The sequence below is a fragment of the Flavobacterium sp. PL11 genome (assembly GCF_035985025.1).
Classification (GTDB): domain Bacteria; phylum Bacteroidota; class Bacteroidia; order Flavobacteriales; family Flavobacteriaceae; genus Flavobacterium.
This window is the reverse complement of sequence record NZ_JAXCIA010000035.1, coordinates 24050-32290: the sequence shown is the minus strand read 5'-3', so window position 1 is coordinate 32290 and position 8241 is coordinate 24050. Positions and strand designations below refer to the sequence as shown.

The 8241-nt window shown below is 31.1% G+C and carries 5 protein-coding genes; 2 read left to right on the top strand and 3 right to left on the bottom strand.

The annotated features are described in order from the left end of the window. The first annotated feature begins 289 nt into the window (after window positions 1-289). Window positions 290-946: a fructose-6-phosphate aldolase gene (fsa, locus tag RCH18_RS14380; protein WP_326937466.1), complete on the top strand. Its 657-nt coding sequence runs from the start codon at window positions 290-292 to the stop codon at window positions 944-946. A 280-nt stretch (window positions 947-1226) separates the two neighbouring features. On the opposite strand, the gene RCH18_RS14375 is transcribed toward fsa, so the two are convergent. The 3 genes from RCH18_RS14375 to RCH18_RS14365 all read right to left on the bottom strand — a co-directional run bounded on the left by RCH18_RS14375 (window position 1227) and on the right by RCH18_RS14365 (window position 4384). Further along, complete coding sequence (locus RCH18_RS14375; protein ID WP_326937465.1) at window positions 1227-2696, bottom strand: MFS transporter; 1470 nt, start codon at window positions 2694-2696, stop codon at window positions 1227-1229. Between the two features lie 148 nt (window positions 2697-2844). Then, window positions 2845-3546, bottom strand: coding sequence for a LytR/AlgR family response regulator transcription factor (locus RCH18_RS14370; protein WP_326937464.1), 702 nt, complete (start codon window positions 3544-3546; stop codon window positions 2845-2847). Then, complete coding sequence (locus RCH18_RS14365) at window positions 3536-4384, bottom strand: sensor histidine kinase (protein ID WP_326937463.1); 849 nt, start codon at window positions 4382-4384, stop codon at window positions 3536-3538. Before RCH18_RS14365 ends, RCH18_RS14370 begins: the two co-directional genes overlap by 11 nt. Before the next feature lie 661 nt (window positions 4385-5045). Here RCH18_RS14365 and RCH18_RS14360 point away from each other — a divergent pair. Continuing rightward, window positions 5046-8234 (top strand): SusC/RagA family TonB-linked outer membrane protein, encoded by a 3189-nt coding sequence (locus RCH18_RS14360; RefSeq protein ID WP_326937462.1) that lies wholly within the window; start codon window positions 5046-5048, stop codon window positions 8232-8234. Window positions 8235-8241 lie beyond the last annotated feature (7 nt).

Genomic DNA, 8241 nt, shown 5'->3' with positions numbered 1-8241 from the left:
GAGGTTATAGAAATTCGCAGAATTTCATAAAGATGGTGTATTATTTAGGAAATGCCTAAAATATATAATTCCACTAATTTAGGCGAAGAGCCAAAAACAATTTAGTTAAGTAAATTTAAGTTGTAATTTTGCGACAAATTTGCGTTAGGGATTGAAACGGCATCCTTTTTTATGATGCTGTGCGTAGCTAAAGCAGCTTAAAAAAGATATAGTGAAAAGCCCGACCCGTAGTTTTTACGGAGGGTTACGCCCAAATTAAAATAAAACAGACACAATTAAATTATATAATATGAAATTTTTTATTGACACGGCTAATTTAGCTCAGATTAAAGAAGCGCAAGCATTAGGCGTTTTAGATGGTGTTACTACAAATCCTACGTTGATGGCTAAAGAGGGAATTACAGGTAAAAATAGCATTTTAAAGCATTATGTAGATATTTGCAATCTCGTTGATGGTGATGTAAGTGCTGAAGTGAATGCTTTAGATTACGACGGAATGATTAAAGAAGGAGAGGAATTAGCCGATTTACACGAACAAATTATTGTAAAATTGCCAATGACTAAAGAAGGTGTTATGGCTGCCAAATATTTTTCAGATAAAGGAGTTAAGACAAATGTAACTTTAGTATTCTCTGCTGGACAAGCATTATTAGCGGCAAAGGCAGGTGCAACTTATGTTTCGCCATTTATAGGGCGTTTAGATGATGTTTCAACGGATGGATTGGCTTTAATTGAAGAAATTAGATTGATTTATGATAACTATGGTTATGAAACTCAAATTCTTGCAGCATCTGTTCGTCACACCATGCATATTGTAAATTGTGCAAAAATAGGTGCTGATGTAATGACAGGCCCACTTTCTGCAATATATGGTTTGTTAAAGCACCCATTAACTGATATAGGATTAGCACAGTTTGTAGCTGATTTTGAAAAAGGAAATAAGTAAAAAAAGTAAACAGACTGCAGTGTTCAGTTTACAAATGCAGTTTGATAAAATAATAAAATCCCATTCGGCGCGGCCAATGGGATTTTTTTGCTTTTATTCAAAATAACTGAGAATTTGTAATTCGAGTTTGTATTGAATAAAACATTAAATAATAGATTCTCAGATATTTTAAATTTTTGTAAAAGATTCGATTTCTTAAAGCAAAAAACTCATTTTGTAAATCACAAAATGAGTTTTTTATTTACATTCATTTTACTGAACACTGAACACTGCAAACTGGTTAATGACCTGCTCCTTTGCTTGCAACTTGATAAACGCCTTGTTTTTGTAAAATTTTAGGGCAATAAAAACCATAAAATGCTAAATAGGCAAAACCAGCTAGTGGAACCACATAAGAGAAATGAGTGTAAGTAATTCCCATAATTCCATTTGGATTTGTTAAATCTAAATCACAAATTGCTCCTTGAACAAGTGGAATAACCCCACCACCCAGAATCATCATTATTAAAAAAGAAGAAGCTTTTCCAGTATTTTTACCCAATCCCGCAATAGCAAGATCAAAAATGGATGGCCACATAATTGACAAAAATAAACCACCAGATATAATACAATATTTTGCAATTTCAGTATCAGTGATAACTAATCCTGCAAACATCATTACCAAACCAGATATTCCAAAAAGCATTAATGTTTTACCAGCATTTTTCCCACCCACAAAACTAACGGCTATAAAAAGTAAGATCCAAAGTGGGTAAATATAAAAAGCTGAAACATCATGAGCAGCGAAAATGTTTGCCCCAATGATGACACCAAAAGCTAATGCTGGAACAATAAATTTAAGTGCAGTATTAACTAAGTTCGATGTATTAAAAACATTTACACCACCATTCCAACGACCAATCATCAAACTTCCCCAGTACAGCGCAATAAATGGCGAAATAGCATCCTCTAATATTCCTCCAAACTCTTTTGTATGCAGCAATGCTGGTAAATTACTGATTATAGTTACTTCAGTACCTACATAGATAAAGATCGCTAACATTCCTAAATATAGTTGGGGATAGTCAAATATTTTAAAAGAGGATGGTGCATCATCAATTTTTGCTTCCTCTTGTTTAGCTGGATCTTCGATTTTTGAAAAATACATAAATACGGCTACCAGTAAAAAAGCAATACCCAATATTATAAAAGGTAGTTTAATGTCTTCCAAGGAAAGCGTTGTTTTTTTATTATCACCCATTCCAAAAAGTGCAATTGCTAATAATATGGCTCCTATAGTTGTTCCAAATGAGTTTAATCCTCCTGCTAATGTCAAGCGATGCGCTCCAGTTTCTGGACTTCCCATTTTAATAGCTAATGGATTTGCAACAATTTGCTGAATAGAAAACCCTAAACCTACAGTAAATAGTGCGGTTAAAAAGAATGGAAAACTTTCCATTGTTGCTGCTGGAACAAACAAGAAAGAGCCTATTGCTGAAAGAATAAGTCCAGCTGATAATGTTTTTTTATAACCAAATTTTTGTAATACGTCCGACTTAAGTGAGACTAAGAAAAAGATTATCGAGCCTACAAAATAAGCGACATAAAATGCCCAAGCTACTAATTGAGATTGTAATTGAGATAATGTAAATACTTTTTTAAAGACTGGAATTAAAATATCATTGGCAGATCCAACGAAACCCCAAAAAAAGAAAACAATTATCAAGGAAATAAATTGTCCCCATTTAGTTTGCAAATTGTCTGAATTCATAATTTTAAATTGAAAGTTATTTTTTCGAGCGTAAATATATCGTTAAGAAATTTAAAAAAAAATAAAATTGAAATTATCTCTTTAAAATTTTATTACAATCATAGATGCTATAAGTTGTAAGTAGTGAATGTTTTTGCTTAAAATTTAATTATTTTAATATTTTGCTTTTTACTTCTTTACTAAAATTACGACCAATAGGAAGAGTATAGGAATTAATTTGGATTCGATTTCCCTCAATAGATTTTACTTTATCGATAGCTATAATATAGGATTTATGTATTCGGATAAACAAATCCAAAGCTAATTCTTCAGATAAAGCAGTCAAAGATTTATGAGTAACGTATATTTTATCTGCAGTAACCACTTTTATATACTCCTTCATTCCTTCGATAAAAAGTATTTCTTCAATTACTATCTTGACCATTTTCTTGTCTACTTTGATAAAGATATGTGGATCGATTTTAAGTGTATCTATTTTAATATTATTTTTATAATTAAAATCGGATTCAATTTTATGAATGCATCTAATAAATCGAGATAAAGGAATAGGTTTTACCAAATAATCCAAAACATTTAGCTCATAACTTTCTGCAGCAAACTCTCGAAAAGCGGTAGTTATAACAAATTTAGTTTTGTTTTCAATTAACCGAATCAGTTCAAAGCCTGTAATAATAGGCATTTGTAAATCTAAAAATACGACATCAATATCATTATTATTTACAAAATCTAAAGCCTCAATTGGATTATGATACACGCCAATGATTTCAAAATTTTCAAAATTAGTAAAGTAATTGACCAGAATTTTAGTTGCTAGTGGTTCATCATCAATTAGCACACATTTAATTTTCATTTTTTACAGGTATTTTTAATCGAATGATATAGTAATTGAATTTTATTATTTTTTCTAAAGTGTATTTATTTTGAAAAATTAATTTTAATTTCTTTTTGGTATTAGAAAGACCAATTCCTTTCTTAGGATTAGTGCTTTGTGAAAGTACAAAATTATTTATAATCTCAAACTCTAAAATAGCATTATCAATAACTCTACAATTGATTTTGATTTTAAGGTTATTGTTGCATGGACCTCCATGTTTAAAAGCATTTTCAATCAAGGTAATAAACAACAACGGAGGAATTTTTATTTCTTCTATATTAGATTCTATATTTATACCCACTTCGATATTTTCAAAACGAAGTTTCTCAATTTCAATATAATTTTGAATATAGTCAATTTCTTTTGTCAAATTAACCATTTGAGTTCCTTTAATATCATAAAGGACATATTCCATTAATCTAGATAGTTTTAAAATCACATCAGGAACTTTCTTAGACGACTCTAGAGATAAGGCATAAAGGTTATTAAGTGTGTTGAAAAAGAAGTGTGGTTGTATTTGAGTCTTTAAATATTTGAGCTTCATCTTAGACTGATTTTGCTTCATAATGGCATTTCGATCTCTTTCCTTTAGCCAATTCATAGTTGAGAAAACAGATGAAGCAATGGATAGAACGTAAATCTCTCCTATAGTCACTGCAACGATATGATTGATTTCAAATGGTTGATAAATTTTATTGGCTTCTGGCCAAATGTTTTCTGAAATCATATAATAAGTTAAACCTGTTTTAGCTGTATAAATGATAGCTAAACTAGCGAATAAAGCTAATGTATATTTATAATATTCGAATTTCACTATATATCGAGGAATCAATACTAATAAATTAAAATATACAAATGGTATGTGTAATGAAAACTCAATTAAATTTGATTTAAAGGAGTATAAATAATTATCAAAATAAGAACCCCAGCGTAAAAAATTGATTAAAAAAAAGATCACCCAAAAACTGAGGTGACTATTGAATTGAGAATTAAATTTTATTTTTTTTAATGATTTCAAGTGTTGTGGATTTGTTAATGTACTAAGATTAATTTCATTGTATTATTATTTTATTATTGCTATAAATAAAACTCTTGCTTTTACAATTTTACACTTATTCGATTATAATTTTATAATAATCGATTAAAACAATATAGTAATTAATTAATAATGTTATAAAAGCAATATTATGGACTGTGGACTAAAGTTGCTAATATTTGATGTTGTCTATTCTTTTTTGAATAAATTTCTTTAGTCAAATTTTTTTCTGTTGTAATATAGTTAATTATTGATCTTTTCTAAATGAGGAGCTAAATAAAATAAATTCTATTTAATAAAACTATTATATCGTAAGTTATTTACGATTATGCGACAATAAATGTTGTTTGTAGATGATTCAATGTCGTTAGTTTATTTAGTTTTTATTATCAAAAATTTAACAATAAGTTTGTTTTAACTAACAAAATACTTAATAATTATGAAGAAAATTTTAACAATATTACTAGTTTTACTAACTGCCCATTTTATGGTTGCACAAGATAAAACAATAAAAGGTTTAGTGACAAATCAAAATGGGCAGCCTATACCTAGTGTAAATGTTATTGTAAAAGGAACTAAGAATGCCGCTCAAACTGATTATGATGGAAATTACAGTATACAAGGTGCTGACGGGCAAATATTAGAGTTTTCTTATATTGGTATAAAAACACAGTCAGTAGCAATAAAAGCATCATCAATAATTAACATCTCTCTTATTGAAGAAGCTGAAGGTTTAGATGAGGTCGTTGTCACTGCTTTAGGTATTAAAAGACAGAGAAAAGAACTCGGATATGCAGTTCAAGAACTTAAAGGGGATCAATTAAGCAAAGTAATTACTACTAATGTGGCATCAGCACTTTCAGGTAAAATTGCTGGTGTAGATGTTTCTGTTCCTGCTACAGGTGCAGGTGGAAGTATTAGAGTAATTATTAGAGGTATATCAAGTATAGGTGAAAGCAACCAACCACTATATATAGTTGATGGAATTCCAATTGATAATTCGGGTTTATCAAATGATAATGCAGCAAACGGACAATATTTTGATGGTAGAGATAGTGGAGACGGAATCTCTAGTATTAATCCTAATAACATTGAAAGTTTAACTGTTTTGAAAGGTGCAGCTGCTGCAGCATTATACGGGTCTAGAGCTTTAAACGGTGTGATTTTAATAACCACAAAAAAAGGAAGTAAAGGAAAATTGCAAATTGAACTTACGAGCGGTGTTAGTTTTGATGTCGTAAATGCAAAATATCAAAATTATCAAACAGAATATGGTACAGGATCAAATGGAGCTTTGCCGGATCCTGCCAGAGCACCTACAGAAATTTATGGCTATACCACTAGTGCTTGGGGTCCAAAATTTTCAAATACAATAGGACAACAAGTTAAAATATTTGATGGTTCGATGCGACCTTATGCTAGAGTTGAAAATAATATTCAAGATTTTTTTAAAACAGGAGTTACTGCAACTAATGGAATTGCGCTTTTTAGTGGTAGTGAAAACGCATTTGTTCGTTTTGGATATAACAATCTAAAAAATGACGATACGGTTCCGGGCTCTGGTTTAGAAAGAAATGATGCAAGTGTGAGTGCAACGATTAAATCTGATAAATTCACATTAGATACAAATGTAAATTATATGGTAGAAAATACGGCAAATAGGCCAGGTCTAGGTGACTCTCCTAATAATTTAGGCTATTCTATCAGTAATTTGTCACCAAACATTGATCAAGCTTGGTTGGAAAATTATCAAAACCCAGCAGATGGATCAATATATAAATGGAATAATAGTCCGTACTTATTAAATCCCTATTTTGTTGTGGCTGAAAATCATAACGCCTCTAAAAAAAATCGTTTTATGGGTAATTTGTCTGGAACGTATCAGTTAAAAAAATGGGCTGCACTAACTTTTAGAACTGGTTTAGACACTTATGTTTTTGGTTCTAAAGATTTTATTGCACCCGGTAGCACTTGGCCTGGAAGAGAAAATGGATATTTAGGAATTGAAAGCATTACTGTTTCTGAAATGAATACTGATATTATTGCAAATTTTAGTGATATTAAGTTAGTTGATGATTTAACGTTTTCTGGAATCTTGGGGGCAAGCAGAAGAGATTTCAAGAGAGAACAAAATTCTAGGTTTGGAACTAATATTATCGAACCAGGAACAGAATATATTAGTAATTTCTCTACCCAATCAGAAAATGCACCTTCTGAAGTAAAGACCAGAACTAATTCAGTTTATGGTTCTGCCAAATTAGATTACAAAGGATATCTATATGCTGAATTTACGGGCAGAAATGACTGGTTTAGTGTGATTAATACTGATGCATTTTATCCTGCAGCATCATTAGGTTTTGTTTTTTCTGATGCTTTAGATTTACAAAATGATTCGTTTTCGTATGGTAAGTTAAGAGCTTCATGGGCACAAGTTTCTAATGCACCTGGAGCGTATAAAAACGCTTTGAATTATACAACTTATTCTTCTTACAATGGAGGTAGCGTTGTAAATATTAAAAATTCATCAGCACCTAATCCTGATTTGACGTATCAATCTAAGACAGGAATTGAATTTGGTGTAGAAGCATCATTTTTTAAAAACAGATTAAAAGCGGATATAACTATATATCGTGAGGATACCGCAGACCAAACTATTGATTTACCATCTTCTGCAACATCAGGGTACGAGTATATTTCTGTAAATGCAGGTAAACTTCGCAATCAAGGTGTTGAAATATTTTTATCTGGAACACCGATAAAAACAGCAAATTTTGAATGGGGAGTAGATCTTAATTTTTCAAAGAATAAAAATTCAATCGTTTCGTTACATCCTTCAATAAATACGTATACTATCTCTGAAGCCCGCTGGGCAGGTGCTTCCATAGTAGCTCAAGTTGGTGGACCTTATGGTACCATAATAGGTAAAGATTTTAAAAAAACACCTTCGGGTGAAATGATTCTTGCTGCAAATGGTCTTCCTACTTACACTGATGAAAAGGTAGCATTAGGAAAAGGGTTACCTGATTGGTCAGCTGGTTTGACTAATCGCTTTTCTTATAAAGGAGTTACACTTCAATTTTTAATAGATATGAAATTTGGTATGGATGTATATTCTATGACAAATTCTGTTGCTGCAGGTAAAGGACTTTTAGATGTTACTACAGAAGGCCGAGATGCTTATAATGCAGCAAGAGCACAAGCGCTTGCCACTGATCCAGCCTTCAACCCAACATCTTGGGTGCCAACTGCAGGATATGTTGCAAACGGAGTTGTGAATAAAGGTACTGAGGCTAACCCAATATATGAAAAAAATACTAAGCCCATAAGTCCTCAGGCTTATTGGGGTAATGTATTTGAAAACACTCCAGCTCCATTTATTTATGATGCTTCTTACGTAAAATTGAGAGAGGTGAGTTTGGGATATTCAGTGCCAAAAAATTTATATAGTGGCGCAAAAATTAGTTCAATTTATATATCAACATTTGTAAGAAACTTATTTACTTTTAATAAGGATTTACCAAATGTTGATCCAGAATCTATGTATACATCTGGTAATGGACAAGGTTTTGAATATGGCTCTTTGCCATCTAGAAAATCGTATGGTGTTAATGTTAAAATCGCATTTTAAAAAGATA

Excerpts from the sequence above, each read along its gene's own strand:
- RCH18_RS14360 (WP_326937462.1), top strand. The coding sequence starts at position 5,046 with ATGAAGAAAATTTTAACAATATTACTAGTTTTACTAACTGCCCATTTT.
- fsa (WP_326937466.1), top strand. The coding sequence starts at position 290 with ATGAAATTTTTTATTGACACGGCTAATTTAGCTCAGATTAAAGAAGCG.
- RCH18_RS14370 (WP_326937464.1), bottom strand. The coding sequence starts at position 3,546 with ATGAAAATTAAATGTGTGCTAATTGATGATGAACCACTAGCAACTAAA.
- RCH18_RS14375 (WP_326937465.1), bottom strand. The coding sequence starts at position 2,696 with ATGAATTCAGACAATTTGCAAACTAAATGGGGACAATTTATTTCCTTG.